This window comes from Streptomyces amritsarensis (assembly GCF_001953875.1).
GTDB classification, from domain to species: domain Bacteria; phylum Actinomycetota; class Actinomycetes; order Streptomycetales; family Streptomycetaceae; genus Streptomyces; species Streptomyces amritsarensis.
In genome coordinates this window covers 110,958-128,685 of sequence record NZ_MQUR01000007.1, presented here as the reverse complement: position 1 = coordinate 128,685, position 17,728 = coordinate 110,958, and the positions used below count along the sequence as shown (strand labels likewise).

Genomic DNA, 17,728 nt, shown 5'->3' with positions numbered 1-17,728 from the left:
CCTAGCCGTCCGCCCGGTGGTCGCCGCCGGGGCCCGATTCGCCTTGGAGGATCCGCTCAAGGCGGGCCCTGCCGGGGAGGTTGCGCGGGCGGATCACACGGCCGCTGCGGACGTGCAGGAAGGCCGCGGCGACCCGGTCGAGGGGGGTGTTCGTGGCTTCTGCCCAGGCCAGACGGTAGACGGCGAGCTGGAGCGGATCCGCCTCGGTGGTCCGGCCGGTCTTCCAGTCGACGATCTCGTAGGCGTCTTCGCCGTTGTCGTCGGTGGTCTTGTAGACGGCGTCGATCCGGCCGCGGATGACGCGGCCGGCGAGGGTGAGCTGGACCGGGGCCTCCATGCGGTGGGGCGGCCGGTCGGCGTACGGGCTCCGCTCGAAGGCGGCTTTGAGGGCCTCGAGGTCGGCCTCGTCGGCGATCTCCTGGTCGGAGCCGGCGCCGGGCAGGTCGGCGACGGGGTCGAGGACGTCGAGGAAGGGGAGCGGGATCTCGTCGAAGCGGGACTCGACCCAGGCGTGGAAGCGGGTGCCCTGGCGGGCCGCGGGCTGCGGGGGCTTGGGCATGGGGCGGGCGAGGTCGCGTACGAAGCCCTGCTCGTCGGCGGCGAGCCGGAGCAGCTGGCTGGCGGAGAGGGCGGGGGGCAGCTCCACGTCGCGGACGGCCGCGCGGGCACGGCGGAGCTCGCCCTCCAGGGCGTCGAGGTCCCGGTCCCAGGAGGCGATCGCCCGCGCCTCCTCGGGCGTGAGCGGGGCGCCTCCGGCGGGGTCGGCCACACGGGACCGCGGCCCCGCCGCCGGGTCGGCGGCCCAGGCCTCGTCGGCCCACGACTCCTGCGGCTCCGCCTCGCGGGCACCACCCTGCGGGCCGGCCGCGGGGGCGGGCCTGCCCGCGCCGGGACGCGGCCCCGCCGCCGGGTCGGCGGCCCAGGCCTCGTCGGCCCACGCGTCGCGCGGCTGGGGTACGGGCCGGTGGCTCGGGTCTGCGGCCCGGACGGCGCCGCCTCCGGGACCGCCGGCGGCCTGGTCGCCCCAGAGGTCGTCGGTGTCCCCGTCGTCGACGGGGACACCGGGCCCGGTCGAGTCGTCCGCGGCGGCGGGCAGGCCGCCGGGGGTCGGGATCGCTCCGGTGGGCATGCCGGCACGGGCACCGGGCGGCTGCGCCGGGTGCGGGAGGTCGTCGTCCGGGCCGTCGGCCGGGCCGGGGTCCGGCCACGGGTCGGCGGGCCAGGGCTCGTCGTCGTAGCCGGGGTCCTCGCAGTCCGGGGGCCACAGGTAGGCGTCGTCCGGTGCGGACGGGGGCGGGGGCGGGGCCGCCAGGTAGGACTCGACCAGGGCGGCCGCCGCACGGCGCAGGGTGAGGGACTGCGGGTCGAGCGGGAGCGGCCAGGAGTGCTCGGCCGCGGATTCGCCCGCGAGAGCCGGGTTCTCCGCGGACGGCTCGGGCTCGTCCGCCCAGGCCTCGATCTCGCCGAAGCCGGCGGCGCAGTGGTCGTACAGGGCGGTGAGGAACTCCGACGGGCCGCGGCGCCTCTTCTGGGTCGGGCCCCACCAGTGGCCCGAGGCGAGCAGCAGGGACCGCGGGCGGGTGAAGGTCACGTAGCCGAGGCGGAGCTCCTCCACCGACTTGTGGTGCTTGAGGGCGGCTTTGAAGGACTTCAGGCCGGCCGAGGTCCAGGCCGGGTCCGCGGGCAGGGTGGGGGCGTCGCCGCGCAGCGCGTACGGGAGGACCTTCGCGTAGGAGGTCCAGGCCTCCGGGGCCTTCTCCTTCGGGAAGGAGCCCGCGCACAGGTCGGGGACCACCACCACGTCCCACTCCAGGCCCTTGGACTTGTGGGCGGTGAGGACCTTCACGGTGTTCTCCCCGCCCGGCAGCGCGTGGTCGAGGCCCTTCTCGTACTGGGCGGCCGTGCGCAGGAACGCCAGGAAGGCCAGGAGTGTGGCCTCCCCGTCGAGCGCGGCGAAGCCGGCGGCGATGTCCAGGAAGTTCGAGAGGGTCTCGCGCCGGCGGGCCGCCAGCGCGTGCGGCGAGGCGGACAGTTCCACTTCGAGGCCGGTGGCGGACAGCACCCGGTGCAGGACGTCCATCAGCGGGTCGGCGAGGGACCGGCGCAGGTCGCGCAGCTCCTGCGCCAGGTGCGCGAAGCGGACCCGGGCCTCCGCGGAGAAGGGCAGGTCGTCCGGTGCCTGTCCGGCGCCGTCGAGGAAGGTCTCCAGGGCGTCGGCCAGGGACACGATCTCGGCCGGGTCCACGCCCTCCACGGCCGCGGCCAGCCGTTCGTCGAGGTCGGCGCCGGCGGGCGTCCGGCCCACGAGGAGCCGCGCGCGGCGGCCCAGCAGGGCCAGGTCGCGCGCGCCGATCCGCCAGCGCGGGCCGATGAGGAGCCGGACGAGGGAGGCGTTGGCGCCCGGGTCCTGGAGGACCTCGCAGACGGCCACGAGGTCGGCGACCTCGGGGAGGTGCAGCAGCCCGGACAGGCCGACGACCTCCACCGGCACGTCCCGGTCCACGAGCACGGCCTGGATCTGCGCGAAGTCGCCGGCGGACCGGCACAGGACGGCGATCTCGCGCGGCTCCGTGCCCGTGCGCACGAGGTGGGCGACGGAGTCGGCGACCCAGTCGAGCTCCTGGGCGTGGGTCTCCAGCAGGGCGCAGCGGACCTGCCCGGCGTGCTCCGCCCCCGGCGCGGGCCGCAGCGCCTCCACTCCCTCGTGCATGGCGCGCAGCGGGGCGGCGAGCCCGTTGGCGAGGTCCAGGAGGCGGCCGCCGCTGCGCCGGTTCTCGCTGAGGGAGAGCCGGGTGGCGGGGGTGCCGTCGGCGTGCGGGAAGTGCTCGGGGAAGTCGTCCAGGTTGGCGACGGAGGCCCCGCGCCAGCCGTAGATCGCCTGGCAGGGGTCGCCGACTGCGGTGACGGCGTGGCCGGTGCCCGCGCCGAAGAGGCCGGACAGCAGCAGCCGCTGCGCGACGGACGTGTCCTGGTACTCGTCGAGCAGGACCACCCGGAATTCCTCGCGCAGCAGTGCGCCGACCTCGGGCCGGGTGGTGGCGAGCTGCGCGGAGAGGGCTATCTGGTCGCTGAAGTCGAAGAGGTCGCGGGAGCGTTTGGCGGCGCGGTAGCGGCCGACGAGCTCCAGCAGTTCGAGGCGGCCGCGCACGGCCTCGGGGACCTTGCGCAGGTCCTCGTTGGTGAGCCGGGTGCCGGCGAGCACGTCCAGCAGCGCGGTGTCGTACCGGCGCAGGTGCTCGGGGTCGACGAGGTGCTCGGAGAGCTCCGCGTCGAGGGCGAGGAGGTCGCCGACGAGGTCGGGGACGGACTTGGTGAGCGACGGGTACGGGCCGGGGGCGTCGCGCAGCACCTTCGCGGCGAGCTGGAAGCGGGTGGCGTCGGCCAGGAGGCGGGAGCTGGGCTCCAGGCCGATGCGCAGGCCGTGGTCCTTGAGGAGCTGGCCGGCGAAGGCGTGGTAGGTGGAGATGCGCGGCTCCCCGCCGGCCGCCGCGGCGTCGGCCGGGGAGGGGTCGGGGTCGGTGATGCCGGCCCGCGCCAGGGCGGTGCGTACGCGCTCGGCCAGCTCGCCGGCGGCCTTGTTGGTGAAGGTGAGGCCGAGGACCTGCTCGGGCGCGACCGCGCCGGTGCCGACGAGCCAGACCACGCGGGCGGCCATGACGGTGGTCTTGCCGGATCCGGCGCCGGCGACGACGACCTGCGGGGCGGGCGGGGCGGTGACGCAGGCCATCTGTTCGGGCGTGAAAGGGATCCCGAGGAGCTCTTTGAGCTGCTCGGGATCGCTCAGTACGGAAGCACGCGCGGACACCTGAAAAGGCTAGCCGCCCCCACCGACAGCCCCGACCGCCGAGCGCGGTCGCCGGGCTCACTCCACTGTCTGGCGGCCCTCGGGGCGGGCGCTGCACGAGCTGCGGAAGGAGCAGTGGTCGCAGTGGCGGCCCGCGGCGGGCGCGAAGCGCTCGTCGAGGACCCGGCCGGCGGCGGTGGCGAGCAGGTCGCCGACCCACTCCCCGTCGAGCGGCTGCTGGGCCTGGACCTTGGGGACCGTCTCGCCGCCGTCGCGCTGCGCGGCGCCCTGGCGGAGCTGGACGAGTTCGGCGCCGCCGGATGCGGGGCGCACCCCGTCGAAGACCTCGTCGACGGCACCCTCGCGGACGGCGAGCTGGTAGACGGCGAGCTGGGGGTGGCGGGCCACCTCGTCCTTGGTGGGCGCGGACTTGCCGGTCTTGAAGTCGACGACGTACGCGCGCCCCTGCGGGTCCGCCTCGACGCGGTCCATGGAGCCGCGGACGCGGACGGCGACGTCGCCGGCTTCGAGCGTGACGTCGAACTCGTGCTCCGTGGCCACGGCCGCCCGGCCGCCGCGGTCGGTGGTGTGCCAGCGCAGGAAGCGTTCCAGGGCGGCGCGGGCGTTCTCCTTCTCCTGGGCCGACTTCCAGGGCGCGTCGAAGGCGAGGGCGTCCCACACCGTGTCGAGGCGTTCCATGAGGACGGCCAGATCGGCGGGGGTGCGCCCGGAGGCGACCTCGTCGGCGAGGACGTGGACGACGTTGCCGAAACCCTGGGCGGCGGTGGACGGGGCGTCGGCCTTGACCTCACGGCCGAGGAACCACTGCAGGGAGCAGGTGTTGGCGAGCTGGTCCAGGGCGCTGCCGGACAGCGCGACGGGCCGGTCCCGGTCGCGGAGCGGGACGCTGCTGCGGGTGGGCTCGTACAGGCCCCACCAGCGCTGCGGGTGCGCGGCGGGGACGAGAGGGCGGTCCTCGTCGTCGGTGAGCGCGGCGAGGCGGGCGAGGCGGCGGGCGGCCGCGTCGCGCAGGGCGGGCGAGGCGTCCGGGTCGACGGTGGTGGCGCGCAGCTCGGCGACGAGCGCCGGCACGGCGAGGGGGCGGCGGGGCCTGCCGGTGACGTCCTTCGGGGTGACGCCGAGCTCGGTGAGGAGGCGGGAGGGCTGGTCGCCGTCCTCGGCGGGGGCCTTGACGGCGGTGACGACGAGGCGGTCGCGGGCGCGGGTGGCGGCGACGTAGAAGAGGCGTCGTTCCTCGGCGAGGAGGGCGCCCGGCGTGAGGGGCTCGGCGAGGCCGTCGCGGCCGATGCGGTCGGCCTCCAGGAGTGAGCCGCGGCGGCGCAGGTCGGGCCACAGGCCCTCCTGGACGCCCGCGACGACGACGAGGGACCACTCCAGGCCCTTGGAGCGGTGGGCGGTCATCAGCCGGACCGCGTCGGGGCGCGTGGTGCGGGCCGTCAACGTGTCGGCGGCGATGTCCTCCGCCTCCAGTTGTTCGAGGAAGTTGAGCGCGCCGCTGCCGCCGGTGCGCTCCTCGGCGCGGGCGGCGGTGTCGAAGAGGGCGCAGACGGCGTCGAGGTCGCGGTCGGCGTTGCGGCCGGCCGGGCCGCCGCGGCGGGCCCGGCGTTCCAGCCGGTCGGGCCAGGGCGTGCCGTCCCAGAGGATCCACAGGGCCTCTTCGGCGGTGCCGCCGCCCTGGAGGAGCTCGCGGGCCTTGCGCAGCAGCAGGCCGAGGCGCTGCGCGCCCCGGGCGTACGCGGGGTCGTGCGCGGTGAGGCGCTCGGGCTCGGCGAGGGCACGGGCGAGCAGGACGTCGGAGGGCGCGGGCACCTTGACGCCTGCGGCACGCTCCTCGTCGCGCAGGGCGCGGCCGAGCCGCCGCAGGTCGGCGGCGTCCATCCCGCCGAGGGGGGAGGCGAGCAGCATGAGCGCCGCCTCGACGCCTCCGGCGGGGTCGGCGGGCTGTGCGGGACCGGCCCCGGGGCCCGCACCCGCGTCGGCTCCGTCGGGAAGGCCGCTGCCCCCGTCCGGGTCCGCGAGGGTGTCGGCCGCCGGAGCCGACTGCGCGGGCCGGTCTCCGCGATGCGGCTCGCCGCCGGGGCCGCCCGCGGCGGCAGCCGGTACGACGCCCTCGCCGCCGGAACCGACCGCGGCGGGCGCACCGGCGGCCGGGACCCCGTCCGCGGCGCCGGGCAGGCCCGCGGTGGGGGTGGCGGCCAGGCGGAGGGCCGCCAGGAGGGGGGCCACCGCCGGTTCGTGGCGGAGGGGGGTGTCCGTGCCGTCGGTCTCGACCGGGACTCCCGCCGCGATCAGGGCGCGGCGCATCGCCGGGAGGGTGCGGCCGCCGGCGCGGACCAGGACGGCCATGTCTTGCCAGGGCACGCCGTCCTCCAGGTGGGCGCGGCGCAGGATGTCGGCGATGTTGTCCAGCTCGGCGCCGGCCGTCGGGTACGTGAAGACCTCCACCCGGCCGCCCTCCCGCGTGGCCCGCAGGGCGCGGTGCGCGCGGACCGTGTCCGCGGGGAGGCGGGGCACCGGCATACGGGTCGTCAGGAGGCGGGTGGCCGCCAGGAGGGCCGCGCCGGAGCGGCGGCCCACCGTCAGGGCCCTGACCTGCGCGCCGGGGAAGGCGGACTCGAAGTCCAGCACGTTGTTGATGTCGGCGCCGCGGAAGGCGTAGATCGACTGGTCCGGGTCGCCGAAGGCGACCAGCGTGCCGCCGTGCCCGGCGAGGGCCCGCAGCAGCCGCAGCTGCGAGGCGTCCGTGTCCTGGTACTCGTCGACGAAGATCGCGTCGTAGGCCGACGCCAGTGACGGCGTCCGTTCGGCGAGGAGGACCGCGCGGTGCAGCAGTTCCGCGTAGTCCAGCGTGCCCTGCATGTCCAGGACGTCGAGGTACTCGGAGAGGAAGGCCGCCGCCGCCTTCCAGTCGGGGCGGCCGATGCGGTCGGCGAAGTCGGCGAGGGCCGTCGGGCCGAGGCCCAGCTCGCGGGCGCGGGCGAGGACCGCCCGGACCTCGTCGGCGAACCCGCGCGTGGTCAGCGCGGCCCGCAGGTCGTCCGGCCAGCGGATCGAGCGGATCCGGCGCTGGCCTTCCAGCAGGGTGCGGACCATCACGTCCTGCTCGGGGCCGGACAGCAGCCGCAGCGGGTCGGCGAAGAGGTCGGTGTCCTGGTGGGCGCGGACCAGGCCGTAGCAGAAGGAGTGGAAGGTGGTGGCCTGCGGGGCGCGCGCGCCGCCGAGCCGCAGGGCGGCCCGGTCGCGCAGTTCGACCGCCGCCTTGCGGCTGAAGGTGAGGATCAGGATCCGGGAGGGGTCCGTACCGGCTTCCACGCGGGCGGCGACGGCCTCGACCAGCGTGGTCGTCTTCCCCGTGCCCGGTCCGGCCAGGACCAGCAGTGGTCCGCCGGGGTGGTCAACCACCGCCCGCTGCGCTGCGTCCAGCACAGGGGGATCCACCCGTTCCGGCCCGGTGCGCACGAGGCGGTACGCGTCGGGGGTCCGCGTACGCCGCCGTTCGGTGCGGTCCGAGGAAGAGGTGATCACGTGAGGTGCCGGTCCTGGTGGGTCTGCGTGGTGTGGCGGTGCTGCCGTGACGGCTCGCGCGGAAGCCGAAGAGGCAACGCTACGGCAACCGGCGCGTGCCGCGCAGTCCCCCCGGGTACCCCGGACGGGCGTTCGCACGGTCGCCCGACCGCCCGCCCCGGCGCCGCATGGCCGAAGCTGTCAGGTGTGAGCCTCGTCGCGCCCGCCGCCCCGTCCGGGGTCCTCTCCGGGGTCCTCTCCGGGGCCCTGCCCACCGTCCTGTCCGGGGTGCTCTGCCTGGGAGCCGTCCCAGCGTGCCCGGCGCATGTCCAGGCGCGGATCGCCGCCGGCCGCCAGGCGCAGCGGCGTCGCCTCCGTCCGGTAGTGCTCCAGGGCGCGGGCCTCGTGGCCCGGCAGCGGCAGGCCGTCCGCCCGCACCACGCGCCACCAGGGCACGGCTCCCCCGTACAGTGCCATGACACGCCCGACCTGGCGGGGTCCTCCCTCGCCGAGCCATTCGGCGACGTCTCCGTATGTCATCACCCGGCCGGGCGGAATACGCTCGACGGCCTCCAGTACGCGCTCCGCGTACGCGGGCAGCTCCTCACTCATTCAGCACATGGTGCAGTACGCCGGCCACCCGTCGGTGGAAGTTGTGGTTCCGGACCGGCGCGCACCCTGATGCCCCGGCGGCCCCTCGGTCCGTGCCACCATCTTCCGGGCGGTGACTGGTGATACGTGATCAAGAAGAGACGGATGTGACGACGAAGGAGCAGGGTGTGAGCCCTCCGGAAGGCGCGGCGGGGGACGACGGCGCGCGCCCTGACGACGGCCCCGCCTCCCGCTCGCAGAACCGCCCCGAGGACCTCGCGCCGGACCTGCCGGCCGGCCGTACCCCCGGCGCCCACGACCACAGCGACACCGCCGACGACACCGGCACCCGCGACGCCCACAGCGACGACGCGGAGGCCCCGCACGGCCACGCCCCGACCGACGCCGACCGGGTCGAGGTCGACGAACCGCTGCTCGCCGCCCGCGTGCACCGGCCCTCCGACCTCGTACGCCTCCTCGTCGGCATCCTCGGCATCGCCGTCCTGCTCGGCATCGCCGCCTTCGCCCACGGCACCACCGTCGGCCTCGAGGAGGACATCAGCAAGGGCACCGGCCAGGCGCCGGACCTGTTGATCAAGGTCGCGGCGCTGGTCTCCAGCATCGCGGTGCTGCTGCTCCCCGTCGCCTTCGCCATCGAGCGGCTGATCAAACGCGACGGTCTGCGCATCGCCGACGGCGTGCTCGCCGCCGTCCTCGCGCACGGCGTCACCCTCGCCACCGACCTGTGGGTCTCCCAGGCCGCCCCCGGCAGCATCCAGGACGCCCTGACCCGGCCCGCGGGCGGCGGGGCCCTCACCGATCCGGTGCACGGCTACCTCGCGCCGGTGATCGCGTACATGACCGCGGTGGGTATGACCCGCAGACCGCACTGGCGCGTCGCGCTGTGGGTGGTGCTGCTGCTCAACGCGCTCACCATGCTGGTCAACGGCTACACCACCCCCTTCTCGATCATCCTCACCGTGCTGATCGGGTGGAGCGTGGCCTACGGCACCCTCTACGCCGTCGGCTCTCCCAATGTGCGCCCCACCGGGCAGAACCTCCTTGCCGGGCTGCGCCGCGTCGGCTTCCAGCCGGTCAGCGCGATGCGCGCCGAGGGCCCCGAGGGCCCGGAGGCGTCCGAGACCGGTGACCGCGGCCGGCGTTACCACGTCACCCTGGAGGACGGTCCTCCGCTCGACGTCACCGTCGTCGACCGGGAGCAGCAGGCCCAGGGCTTCTTCTACCGGGTCTGGCGCCGGCTCACCCTGCGCGGCATCACCACCCGCCGCAGCCTGCAGTCGCTGCGGCAGGCCCTGGAGCAGGAGGCGCTCCTCGCGTACGCGGCCATCGCGGCCGGGGCGAACGCGCCGAAGCTGATCGCCACGTCCGAGCTGGGTCCGGACGCGGTGATGCTCGTGTACGAGCACCTGGGCGGCCGGACCCTGGACTCCCTCCCCGACGAGGAGATCACCGACGAGCTGACCCGCAACGCGTGGGCGCAGGTGCGGGCCCTGCAGTCGCGGCGGATCGCGCACCGCAGGCTCACCGGGGACGCGCTCGTGGTGGATCGTTCCGGCAACGTCATCCTCACCGACCTGCGGGGCGGCGAGATCGCGGCCGGCGACCTGGTGCTGCGGATGGACGTCGCGCAGCTGCTGGCCACCCTCGGCCTGCGGGTCGGCGCGGAGCGCTCGGTGGCCTCGGCGGTGTCTGTGCTCGGCCCGGACATCGTGGCGGACTGCCTGCCGCTGCTCCAGCCGATCGCGCTGAGCCGTTCCACCCGGGCGACGCTGCGCAAGCTGGCCCGGGAGCGGGCGGAGCGCGAGCGGGAGGCCGTACTGGAGTCCTCGCGGGCGGCGAAGGCCGCACGCGAGGCGGGATCCGAGGCGGCCTCGGCCCCGACCTCGGCCGCGGCCGAACGCAAGGCCGAGAAGAGGGCCCTCGACGAGGCGTTGGACGAGGCCCGGGAGGAGGACCTGCTGAGCCAGATCCGCCGGCAGGTGCTCCTCATCCGCCCCCAGGCGCCGGTGGAGCCGGCCCGGCTGGAGCGGATCCGGCCGCGGACCCTGGTGTCGTTCATCGCGGGTGCCTTCGGGGCGTACTTCCTGCTCACGCAGCTGGCGCATGTGGACTTCGGCACGATCATCGGCGATGCGCAGTGGGGCTGGGTCGGGGCGGCGCTCGCCTTCTCGGCCCTCAGCTACTTCGCCGCGGCGATGAGCCTGCTGGGCTTCGTGCCGGAGCGGGTGTCGTTCCTGCGGACCGTGGTCGCCCAGGTGGCCGGGTCGTTCGTGAAGCTGGTGGCCCCGGCGGCCGTCGGCGGCGTCGCGCTGAACACGCGCTTCCTGCAGCGGGCGGGCGTCCGGCCGGGGCTGGCGGTCGCGAGCGTCGGCGCCTCGCAGCTGTTCGGGCTGGCCAGCCACATCCTGCTGCTGCTGTCCTTCGGCTACCTGACCGGGACCGAGAAGACCCCGGAGATGACCCCGTCCCGGGCGGTCATCGCGGGGCTGCTCACGGTGGCGGTGCTGGTGCTGGTGGTGACGGCGGTCCCGTTCATGCGGAAGTTCATCGTCACGCGGGTGCGGGCCCTGTTCGCGGGCGTGGTGCCGCGCATGCTGGACGTGCTCCAGCGGCCGAAGAAGCTGATGACGGGCATCGGCGGGATGCTGCTGCTGACCGGCTGCTTCGTGATGTGCCTGGACGCGTCGATCAGGGCGTTCGGGGGCGGCGAGGCCATCAGCTACGCGAGCATCGCGGTGGTGTTCCTGGCGGGCAACGCGCTCGGTTCGGCCGCGCCGACGCCGGGCGGCATGGGCGCGGTGGAGACCACCTTGACGCTGGGCCTGATCGCGGCGGGGCTGGAGAAGGAGGTCGCCATCTCGGCGGTGCTGCTGTTCCGCCTGATGACGTTCTGGCTGCCGGTGCTGCCGGGGTGGATCTCGTTCAACTTCCTGACCCGCAAGGAAGCGATCTAGTGCTGTGAACCTTGCCGGTCACAGCACTAGGCACGCTTCCGTCGGATCATCGGATCGTTGGTTGATGTGTGTCGTTGACTGACGCCCAGTGGGCGAGGATCGAGCCGTTGCTGCCGGACCGGATTCCTCGGCGGGGTGGGCGGTGGCGGGATCACCGGCAGGTGATCGACGCGATCGCGTTCAAGTACCGGACCGGGACGCCGTGGATGGACCTGCCCGAGCACTTCGGGTCGTGGAGGGGTGTCCATAACCGGCTGCGGATGTGGGCGGCCGACGGCACCTGGGAGAAGGTCTTCACCACCCTGCCGGCTCAGGCCGACGCTGAAGGCGACCTGCACTGGGTCGGCGCGGTCGATTCCACGATCGTGCGTGCTCACCAGCACGCCGCTGGGGCCCGCCGAAAGGGGCCCCGGCCGGCGAGCCGGCCGACCATGCCCTCGGACGCTCCCGCGGCGGCCTGACCACGAAGATCCACCTCGCCGCCGACAGCCGTTGTCGACCTCTGGCTTTCGTCATCACGCCCGGCCAGGCAGGTGACGCGCCCGCATTCGAGCAAGTCATGACCCGGTTGCGGGTGCCACGACGGATCGGCCGTCCCAGAGTCACGCCGGAGGTGGTTCTGGCCGACAAGGCCTACTCGTCCCGGGCGATCCGCCGCCACCTTCGGCGGCGCGGCATCCGGGCCGTCATTCCACAGCCCGCGGGCCAGGTCGCCAACTGCAAACGGCTCGGCCGGTTCGGCGACCCGCCCGCCGGCCTTCGACCGCGAGGCCCACAAGCAGCGGAACACCGTCGAGCGGTGCATCAACAAGCTCAAGCAGTGGCGAGGCCTGGCCACCCGCTACGACAAGACCGCCGCCATCTACCTCGCCGGGCTCCACCTCGCCGCCATTTTCATCTGGTCGGCAGGATGATCCGAGTTTGCGTGCTAGCGGTTCCGCCAGTTCACGAAGGACGCCTCGTCCGGTAGGACGATGTTGATCTTCCCTTCTCGAAACGCCACATCGCTCAGGAGCCGATGAAGGAACTCCGCCATCCCTAGAGGGACCAACCGCATGACGTCGTTGCCCCTTGAGAAGATCAGGACCGGCCATCGTTCCGGGTCGTCGCCCGCGGTCACCCAGGAGTAGATGTCCGCGCCCGAGGTCACGCCCCACGCAACGATGGACTCGGGGTCCACGTCGAAGTCGGTCTCGTCGCGAAGCATCTCCCACGTCTCGCGGGCGACGTCGGTCTCGTCCTGCAGGCCCGGGTCAGTTCGGTAAGGCCACCCCTCGACATGCGGTGTCGGCAGCAGGATGCTGATCGTCTCGCTGATTGCCCCCGCCCCGTACACCTCCATGAAGCGGACGTAGTCCGAGGGGAATCGGGTCCCCCAGACGGCCTCGACCTCGCCCCAGTCGACGCGCTCGTCGACCCCGTCAGTCACCGGCATGAGCTCGCCAAGTGCCGCCACCGCGTCCGTACCGCACATGTCTCCCCCTTCGGCCCGCCGCCCACACAGCGCGGTCTGTCGTCTCCGAGGGGCAATCTACGAGGACCGGCTCTACAGCGAACTCCCGGGGCGCCGCCTTCTGAACCCTGCTGGATCCGAAGGAAACGGCCTAGCCTCCGGCCCGGTCTGCGGATGTGCGGGGCCCGCCCCGCGCCTCGGCACTGCGCTCCGGGGTACCCGGCGCTGTGCGCTTGCGGGGCGCGGACGTGGCCGGGGCGGCCGCCGGCGCATCGCGCGCCGGGCGCGGCGTGGCCGCAAGCCCGTACGCCGCGCTGCTGGAGGCCGTCCGCGCGGCCTTGCCCGGAGCGTCGCCCGCCACGACGGCCGGGGCTCAGGGCGAGCCCGTCGCGGCGCGCGTGACCCGCTGGGACCGGGGCCTGCCGCAGTACGCCGTCGGCCACCACCACGGAGGGCGCGACCCCCGCGAGGCGGTCGCGAGGCGGCCGGGCATCGCCCTGTGCGGCGCCGCCTGCGCGGCCGGCGGTGTGGCCGCCTGCGTGGCGACGGGCCGGGCGGCCGGGCGGCAGGCCCTGGCGGAGGCGGCGTGGCAGCCGAGGCGGGCCGGCGCCGGCGCCGGCGCCGGCAGACCCGAACGGGTCAGCGCGCGGGCGGTGGCGGACGGGGGCGCGCAGGATGGTGACATGCCCAAATACCTCCTGCGGGTCGCCGTCGCCGTCGCTCTCGTGGCCGGGGCGGCCAGTACCAGTGGCTGTTCGGACAGCGGGGAGGAGAAGACACCGAAGGCCGGAGGCACCGAGGGGGCGCCGCCTCTGAAGTGGAAGGACTGCGAGGCTCCGACGACGGCCGAGGGGGGCGGGCAGGCGCCGCCCAAGGACTGGCAGTGCGCCACGCTCCACGTGCCGCTCGACTACGCGGACCCCGAAGGAGAAACGATTCCTCTCGCGCTGATCCGGGCGAAGGCGAGGAACCAGGACGAGCGCCTCGGCTCGCTCGTGTTCAACTTCGGCGGACCCGGCGGGTCCGGGATCACCACGCTGCCCGGCGCCGCCAAGGAGTACGAGGCCCTGCGCGAGCGCTACGACCTCGTCAGCTTCGACCCCCGCGGGGTGGGCCGCAGCGCCCCCGTCCTGTGCCTGGACGACAAGCAGCTCGACGCCTACTACGCCTCGGACTCCTCCCCCGACACCCCGGAGGCGGAGAAGGCGTACCTCGACAACACCCGCAAGTACCAGCAGGCCTGCGAGGCGAACTCCGGGAAGGTGCTCCCGTACGTCGGTACCGAGAACGCCGCCCGCGACCTCGACCGGATCCGCCAGGCCCTCGGCGACGAGAAGCTCCACTACTTCGGGATCTCCTACGGGACCGAGCTGGGCGGGGTCTACGCCCACCTCTTCCCCGACAAGGTCGGCCGGGCCGTGTTCGACGCCGTCGTCGACCCGACCGCGACCTCCGAGGAAGGCGCGCTCGGCCAGGCCGAGGGATTCCAGCTGGCCCTCGGCAACTTCGCGCAGGACTGCGTGGACCGGGGCGACGAGTGCCGACTCCAGGGCAGCACCGCCAAGGAGATCGAGGAGAACATCATCAAGCTCCAGAAGCAGCTGGCCGCCCGACCCATCCCGGGGATCGGCGACCGGATGCTGACCGAGTCCTCCGCGACCAACGGCATCGCCCAGGCCCTCTACTCCCAGGAGCTGTGGCCGCTGCTGGAGCAGGGGCTGGACGAGGCGGAGGGCGGCCAGGGGCAGCTGCTGATGGCGCTGTCCGACGCCCTCAACGGCCGTGACCAGAACGGCAACTACAGCAACATCGGCGCCGCCAACACCGCGATCAACTGCGTCGACTCCAAGGACCGCTACACGCTGGAGCAGACCAAGGCGAAGCTGCCCGCCTTCCGCGCCGCCTCTCCCGTCTTCGGGGACTTCCTCGGCTGGGCCATGATGGGCTGCACCGGCTGGCCCGTCCCCGGCACGGCGTCCACCCCGGACGTCTCCGCCCCGGGCGCCGACCCGATCCTGGTGATCGGCAACACGGGCGACCCGGCCACCCCGTACGAGGGCGCCCGCAAGATGGTCGAGCGGCTGGGCCCCGGCGTCGGCGTGGAGCTCACGTACAAGGGCGAGGGGCACGGGGCGTACAACAGCGGCGACCCGTGCGTGCAGGGCGCCGTGAACTCCTACCTGCTGGACGGGAAGGTGCCGCCCGCGAACACCGTGTGCACCCCGCCCCCGGACGCCACACAGTCCCCCGCCCAGCCGTCGGTGCCCGTGGAGCCCCTCGGCGCCTGATCGGGACCGGTCCGGGGAACCGGAGACAGCACGAAGGGATCAGTACACCGGCTTCGTGGGCTCGATCTGGTGGACCCAGCCGATGACGCCGCCGCCGACGTGCACCGCGTCGGCGAAGCCCGCGGACTTCAGGACCGCGAGGACTTCCGCACTGCGGACACCCGTCTTGCAGTGCAAGACGATGCGCTTGTCCTGCGGGAGGTCCTGGAGGGCGGTGCCCATCAGGAACTCGCCCTTGGGGATCAGCTTCGCGCCGGGGATCGAGACGATCTCGTACTCGTTGACCTCGCGGACGTCGATGATCTCGATCGCCTCGTCGCCGTCGATCCACTCCTTGAGCTGCTTCGGAGTGATCGTGGAGCCGGCGGCCGCCTCCTGGGCCTCCTCCGACACGACGCCGCAGAAGGCCTCGTAGTCGATGAGTTCCTTGACGGTCGCGTTCGGGCCGCACACCGCGCAGTCGGGGTCCTTGCGGACCTTGACCTGGCGGTACTGCATCTCCAGGGCGTCGTAGATCATCAGGCGGCCGACCAGCGGTTCGCCGACACCCGTGAGGACCTTGATGGCCTCGGTGACCTGGATGGAGCCGATGGACGCGCAGAGCACGCCCAGGACGCCGCCCTCGGCGCAGCTCGGGACCATGCCCGGCGGCGGCGGCTCCGGGTAGAGGCAGCGGTAGCAGGGGCCGTGCTCGGACCAGAAGACCGAGGCCTGGCCGTCGAAGCGGTAGATCGAACCCCACACGTACGGCTTGTTCAGCAGCACGCAGGCGTCGTTGACGAGGTAGCGCGTGGCGAAGTTGTCCGTGCCGTCGACGATGAGGTCGTACTGGCTGAAGATCTCCATCACGTTCTCGGCCTCGAGCCGCTCCTCGTGAAGGACCACGTTCACGTACGGGTTGATGCCCAGCACGCTGTCGCGGGCGGACTCGGCCTTGGAGCGGCCGATGTCCGACTGGCTGTGGATGATCTGACGCTGCAGGTTCGACTCGTCGACCTCGTCGAACTCCACGATGCCCAGCGTGCCGACGCCGGCCGCGGCCAGGTACATGAGGGCGGGCGAGCCGAGTCCGCCCGCGCCCACGGCCAGCACCTTGGCGTTCTTCAGGCGCTTCTGGCCGTCCATCCCGACGTCCGGGATGATCAGGTGACGGGAGTACCGACGGACCTCGTCAACGGTGAGCTCAGCAGCCGGCTCGACCAGGGGTGGCAGCGACACGGGGACTCCGTAGATGGTTACGACGTAACGGTGGTTCTCTCCGTAACACTGCCACGCCCGTCTTCATTCCAAGACACCTGTTCCGATACGTGAGACGATTTCGTCCCAGTACCCGGGCATCGAGGCCCACGGGTCACGGTCCCCGACCGCGCGGCGGTCGGTGAACCAGATCGTGCCGGCGCCCTGCCAGCGGGCCACCCTCATCGCCTCCTCCAGGTGGGTGCGCGGCACCCCGTGGACCAGGTGGCAGAACCGCTCCGGCGGGTGGTCCGCCGTCCACTCCGCCACCTGCGACCAGCGGTAGTCGGCCCACGCCCCGGAGAAGGTGACCAGCTGGTCGGCGGCCTCCGCGTAGCCCTCGTGGGGGTGCGTGCCGTGCCCGAGGACGATCCGCAGGTCCTCGCCCAGACCGCGCAGGGTGTCGACGACACGGCGCACCGGTTCCAGGTCCGCCCGGTCGGCCGGGGCGTCGGCGAGGTAGAAGCCGCCGACGCCGTACCAGTCGCGGAAGCGGTGGGCGTCGGAGACCAGCTCCCCGAAGGAGCGCGATCCGTCCCGCATCGCGAGATGGCCGAGGACCGTGCCGCCCGCGCCCTGCAGCTTCGCCGCCGCTTCGGTGCAGTGCGGATCGGGCCGCCCGCCCGGGCCGTCCGACACGTTCAGCACGGCCCAGTGCAGCGGGGTGCCGGGGCGGGTCAGCTCGGCCCACTCCACGGGGGCGAGCAGCGGGTGCGCGTAGCCGGGGATACCCAGTCCGAGGCGGCCCGCCCCGGTCGCGGCTGAGGTCAGGGCCCCCGGCGGAGTGGTCAGATGCGGCATGCCGCCTCCATCCAGATGTCCGCGAGGGACTCCTCCAGGTTGATCCGGGGCCGCCAGCCGAGCCGGTCGCGGGCGGTCCGCACATCGGCCTGCTGCCAGGCCCCGCAGCCGTCGGGGTAGGGGTACGGCTGGGGGACCGCGGCGGCCATCTGCTCGGCGGTGGCCTCGGAGCGGGGGGACCCGATGGAGGCGAGGCCGGCCGGGCGGCCGGGGTGCCCGTGCGCCTGCTGGGGTCCGCCGTGCGGTACGTCCAGCTCGTGCAGGGCTCCGCCGTATCCGGCGACCCGTGCCAGGACGGCGGCCGCGTCGCGCAGCCGGACGGCGCGGCCGGTGCCGATGTTCACCACGCCCTGGGCGGCGGACAGGGATGCGGCGTGCACGGCCCGTGCCACGTCCCGTACGTCGACGAAGTCGCGCTGCACTCCGAGGCCGCTGAGCTTGAGCTCGCCGTCGCCGGACTGCATCGCGCGGCGCATGGCCTCGGCGAGGCGGCCGAGCGGTGACCCGGCCGGGGTGCCCGGGCCGACGGGAGAGAAGATCCGCAGCACGACGGCGTCCAGCCCGGAGCCGAGGACCAGCTCGGTGGCGGCCAGTTTGCTGACGCCGTACGGTCCGCCGGGTCTCGGGACGGCGTCCTCGGCCGTGGAGGATCCGGGCTGGCTGGGCCCGTACTCGGCGGCGCAGCCGAGCTGCACGAGCCGGGCCCCGCAGCCGCTGCGGCGCAGGGACTCGCAGATCGTCGCGACGGCGACGGTGTTGTGCCGGGTGAGTTCGCGGGCCCCGCCCCGGGTGGCTCCGGCGCAGTTGATGACGACGCCGGGGTGGACGGCGTCGAGGAAGCGCGTGAGCGCTCCGGGGCTGCCGGTGGCGAGGTCGAAGCGGACGTCGGCGTCGTCGCCGCGGCCGAGCGCGGTGAGCTGGACGGCCGGGTCGGCGAGCAGCCGGTCGGCGACGTAGCGGCCGAGGTATCCGTTGGCTCCGATCAGCAGCACCCTCATCGCGTGACCCCTTGGTTGGTTGGCTGGCCGGTCATGTCTGTTTCTCCTTGCGGACGGACGGACGGATGGGGCGGGGT

General features: G+C 74.0%; 9 protein-coding genes and 1 pseudogene. 3 read left to right on the top strand and 7 right to left on the bottom strand.

Features of this window, described 5'->3' with window-relative positions; all coding sequences use genetic code 11:
• Position 1: 1 nt before the first annotated feature.
• The 3 genes from AVW11_RS05440 to AVW11_RS05430 form a co-directional block, all read right to left on the bottom strand.
• Positions 2 to 3,805, bottom strand: a complete 3,804-nt coding sequence (locus AVW11_RS05440) for an ATP-dependent DNA helicase (protein ID WP_076043397.1) — start codon at positions 3,803 to 3,805, stop codon at positions 2 to 4.
• A gap of 57 nt (positions 3,806 to 3,862) precedes the next feature.
• Complete coding sequence (locus AVW11_RS05435; protein WP_076043396.1) at positions 3,863 to 7,330, bottom strand: ATP-dependent helicase; 3,468 nt, start codon at positions 7,328 to 7,330, stop codon at positions 3,863 to 3,865.
• A gap of 180 nt (positions 7,331 to 7,510) precedes the next feature.
• Complete coding sequence (locus tag AVW11_RS05430) at positions 7,511 to 7,921, bottom strand: MGMT family protein (protein WP_060176721.1); 411 nt, start codon at positions 7,919 to 7,921, stop codon at positions 7,511 to 7,513.
• Between the two features lie 167 nt (positions 7,922 to 8,088).
• Between AVW11_RS05430 and AVW11_RS05425 the strand changes: the two genes are divergently transcribed.
• Complete coding sequence (locus AVW11_RS05425) at positions 8,089 to 10,875, top strand: lysylphosphatidylglycerol synthase transmembrane domain-containing protein (protein WP_234362117.1); 2,787 nt, start codon at positions 8,089 to 8,091, stop codon at positions 10,873 to 10,875.
• Positions 10,876 to 10,943: 68 nt separating this feature from the next.
• Positions 10,944 to 11,789 (top strand): annotated as a pseudogene (locus AVW11_RS35645) (IS5 family transposase).
• 14 nt (positions 11,790 to 11,803) lie between these two features.
• On the opposite strand, the gene AVW11_RS05410 reads toward AVW11_RS35645, so the two are convergent.
• Positions 11,804 to 12,349, bottom strand: coding sequence for an SMI1/KNR4 family protein (locus AVW11_RS05410; RefSeq protein WP_060176719.1), 546 nt, complete (start codon positions 12,347 to 12,349; stop codon positions 11,804 to 11,806).
• Between the two features lie 662 nt (positions 12,350 to 13,011).
• Between AVW11_RS05410 and AVW11_RS05405 the strand changes: the two genes are divergently transcribed.
• Positions 13,012 to 14,616: an alpha/beta hydrolase gene (locus AVW11_RS05405; protein ID WP_079250520.1), complete on the top strand. Its 1,605-nt coding sequence runs from the start codon at positions 13,012 to 13,014 to the stop codon at positions 14,614 to 14,616.
• Between the two features lie 39 nt (positions 14,617 to 14,655).
• On the opposite strand, the gene moeZ is transcribed toward AVW11_RS05405, so the two are convergent.
• The 3 genes from moeZ to AVW11_RS05390 form a co-directional block, all read right to left on the bottom strand.
• A complete protein-coding gene (moeZ, locus tag AVW11_RS05400) occupies positions 14,656 to 15,834 on the bottom strand; it encodes an adenylyltransferase/sulfurtransferase MoeZ (protein ID WP_060176718.1) in 1,179 nt (392 codons plus the stop codon).
• Positions 15,835 to 15,897: 63 nt separating this feature from the next.
• A complete protein-coding gene (locus AVW11_RS05395; protein ID WP_076043393.1) occupies positions 15,898 to 16,653 on the bottom strand; it encodes a spherulation-specific family 4 protein in 756 nt (251 codons plus the stop codon).
• The gene (locus AVW11_RS05390; protein WP_030853502.1) at positions 16,641 to 17,651 is read right to left on the bottom strand and encodes an NAD-dependent epimerase/dehydratase; all 1,011 of its coding nucleotides are present in this window, start codon (positions 17,649 to 17,651) and stop codon (positions 16,641 to 16,643) included. The genes AVW11_RS05395 and AVW11_RS05390 overlap by 13 nt, the downstream gene beginning before the upstream one ends.
• Positions 17,652 to 17,728 lie beyond the last annotated feature (77 nt).

Bases quoted from the DNA above. Each gene is read 5' to 3' on its own strand.
- AVW11_RS05430 (WP_060176721.1), bottom strand. From the start codon at position 7,921: ATGAGTGAGGAGCTGCCCGCGTACGCGGAGCGCGTACTGGAGGCCGTC.
- AVW11_RS05410 (WP_060176719.1), bottom strand. From the start codon at position 12,349: ATGTGCGGTACGGACGCGGTGGCGGCACTTGGCGAGCTCATGCCGGTG.
- AVW11_RS05405 (WP_079250520.1), top strand. From the start codon at position 13,012: ATGCCCAAATACCTCCTGCGGGTCGCCGTCGCCGTCGCTCTCGTGGCC.
- AVW11_RS05395 (WP_076043393.1), bottom strand. From the start codon at position 16,653: ATGCCGCATCTGACCACTCCGCCGGGGGCCCTGACCTCAGCCGCGACC.
- AVW11_RS05390 (WP_030853502.1), bottom strand. From the start codon at position 17,651: ATGAGGGTGCTGCTGATCGGAGCCAACGGATACCTCGGCCGCTACGTC.